General features: G+C 72.8%; 4 protein-coding genes. 1 reads left to right on the forward strand and 3 read right to left on the reverse strand.

The window, feature by feature from the left end; translation table 11 throughout:
- Positions 1 to 260, reverse strand: a 260-nt coding sequence (locus AB1609_21105; GenBank protein MEW6048934.1) for an NUDIX domain-containing protein, incomplete at its 3' end; no start/stop codon positions are given.
- On the opposite strand from AB1609_21105, the gene AB1609_21110 reads away from it, so the two are divergent.
- The gene (locus tag AB1609_21110; GenBank protein MEW6048935.1) at positions 214 to 552 is read left to right on the forward strand and encodes a hypothetical protein; all 339 of its coding nucleotides are present in this window, start codon (positions 214 to 216) and stop codon (positions 550 to 552) included. The genes AB1609_21105 and AB1609_21110 overlap by 47 nt on opposite strands.
- A gap of 19 nt (positions 553 to 571) precedes the next feature.
- Here AB1609_21110 and hutH read toward each other — a convergent pair whose 3' ends face one another.
- Both hutH and AB1609_21120 read right to left on the reverse strand, forming a co-directional pair.
- Positions 572 to 2,086, reverse strand: coding sequence for a histidine ammonia-lyase (gene hutH, locus AB1609_21115; protein ID MEW6048936.1), 1,515 nt, complete (start codon positions 2,084 to 2,086; stop codon positions 572 to 574).
- 66 nt (positions 2,087 to 2,152) lie between these two features.
- A partial coding sequence (locus tag AB1609_21120; protein MEW6048937.1) for an aminotransferase class I/II-fold pyridoxal phosphate-dependent enzyme occupies positions 2,153 to 2,485 on the reverse strand: 333 nt, incomplete at its 5' end.

Here is a 2,485-nt window from a genome sequence, read left to right on the forward strand (position 1 = left end):
TCTACCGGGAGTGCGCGCTCGCCCGCCAGCCGCACGACGAGCCCTGTCTCCTCCTGGACCTCCCTCACCGCCGCCTCGTCGGGGAGTTCGCCGGGCCGGATGTGGCCGCCGGGGGGCAGCCACTTGCGGTAGCGGCGATGAAACATGAGCAGGAGCCGCCCTCTGTACGTGACGAACACCGCGACGGTAAAATCTCGCCGGGGGGTAACCGCATTGAGCTGGGGCTCTCTTATCATCGCAGCCATGTGGGTTTTCCTCATCGGCCTTCTCTTGTGGGCGGTTGGCGCCGGTCGTCGCGCCGCTGGGTCCAGTGACTACCGGCTGCAGGCCCGTCTCGTCGACGTGAAGCCGCGTGCGCCTTCCCCCGCGCCAAAGCCCGTGGCCGCAGCCGCGGCCGCAGACGCAGCGGCCACAGCGGCTCCGGCAGCACCGGCCGGCTCATCCGCCGCACCGGCTGCTGCGGCTGCAGGCGAGAAGCCGGGCGTGCGGGTCAAGGAGCGGCCTGCGGCCGCGACCCCCGGCCCGGAGGCCACGGGGGCCACGCCGCGTTGAAAGCCCTCTCCCTCTCCCCTCAGGCTGGCGGGGTCAGGAACCCCGTCAGCTCGCAACCGGTAGCCTGACGGGCGACCTCGACCGGTTCGCCTGCCAGGACGCGCTCCGCCAGATCCTCGACCGCCTGGGACAGCGAACGGTCTTCGCTGTCCACCGGCGGCACCCTTTGCCGAACCCACGAGAATACGGCGGCGCCGGCCGGGCTCAGCGGCGCGTCCCGGAACTCGACCGCCTGCGCGGCGCAGATCAGTTCGAGGGCGCAGACCCGGGCCAGCCGCTCCACGCTCCCCTTCAGGGCCCGGGCGGCCGTCGCCCCCAAGCTCACCACGTCCTCCTGCCCGGCGGAGGTGGGGATGGTGTGCACGGAGGCCGGCGCAGCGAGGAAGCGCAGTTCGCCGGCCAGAGCCGCCGCTACGTACTGGGCCATCATGAGGCCCGACTGGAGCCCGCTCCTGCGGCTCAGAAACGGTGGGAGCCCTCCGCTCAGGTGCGGGTTCACGAGCCGGTCGATGCGGCGCTCGCTGATACCGGCAAGGGTCGCGACCCCCACGCGGCAGCCATCCCACGCCACCGCCAGCGGCTGCGCGTGGAAGTTGGCGCCCGAGAGGATGGCCCCGTCCTCGGGGAAGACCAGCGGGTTGTCGACGGCGCTGTCCATCTCCGTGGCCGCCACCCGGGCGGCCCAGGCAAACGCCTCCCGGGCGGCGCCATGCACGGCCGGGGCGGCGCGCAGCGAATAGGCGTCCTGCGGCGGCCCCTCGCCCGGCGAGCGCAGCCGGCGGCTGCCGGCGAGCAGCTTGCGAAGATTGCCGGCGACGGCGGCAACCTGGGGGTGAGGCCGCGCGGCGGCCAGGCGTTCGTCGAAGGGTTCGGCGCTGCCCGCCAGGGCCTCGATACTCAGCGCGCACGCCACGTCCAGCGCCAGGGTCACCCGTTCCAGCTTGCCCAGCGCCAGCGTGCCGATGGCGGTGGTCACTTCCGTTCCGTTGACGAGGGCCAGGCCTTCCTTGAGCTCGGGGCGCAGGGGTTGGAGCCCCGCTTCCTCCAGGGCTGACGCGGCCGGCATTCGCCTGCCGGCGCGCCACGCCTCCCCTTCGCCCATCATGCCCAGGGCCAGGTGGGCCAGGGGCACCAGGTCACCGCTGGCGCCCACCGAGCCCCACGACGGAATGACCGGCACCACGTCCCGGTTGATCATGGCCGCCAGAAGCTCGACCAGGGCGGGGCGGACGCCAGACCGGCCGTGCAGCAGGCTGTTGAGCCGGAGCACCATGACGGCGCGGCTCTCCTCGATCCCGAGCGGCGGACCCACGCCCATGGCATGGCTGCGGATGAGGTTTGCCTGCAGACTGCCGGCAAGTTCCCGCGCCACCTTTACATAGGCCAGGTGGCCGAACCCCGTGTTCACCCCGTAGATGGGGCGATCGCCGGCCGCGGCCCGCTCCAGCACTTCCCGGGCCCTCACGACCCGGGCCAGGGCCTCGGGAGCAATGGCAACCTGGGGCCGGAGGTGCGAGCCGCCCGCTACCGCCACGCCGGCGGCCGCCTCGAGCTCCGGGATGGAGAGCCGCTTTCGCCCGAGCCACAGGGTCTGCGTGCCTCAGGAACCCCTCTCCGGCGCCGGGCGCCCCTGCGTCCGCAGGCTCTCCCTCAGCGCTTCGAGGAATCGCCGGTTCTGCGCCGGCGTGCCCACGGTCACCCGGATGAACTCCGGCTGGCCCCAGAAGTCCCCCGGGCGCACCAGCACCCCGAGCCGGGCAAGCGCCGGTACGAGCGTGCCGGACGGCACCCCGGTGCGGATCCAGAGGAAGTTGGCCTCGCTCTCGACGTACCCAACGCCCATCGCATCGAGCGCCTCGTAGAGCTGCCGGCGCCCCCGCTCCACCATATCGCGGGTGCGCTTCAGGTGCTCTTCGTCTTCGAGGGCAGCCTC

This window comes from Bacillota bacterium, from assembly GCA_040754675.1.
Taxonomy (GTDB): Bacteria; Bacillota; Limnochordia; order Limnochordales; family Geochordaceae; genus Geochorda.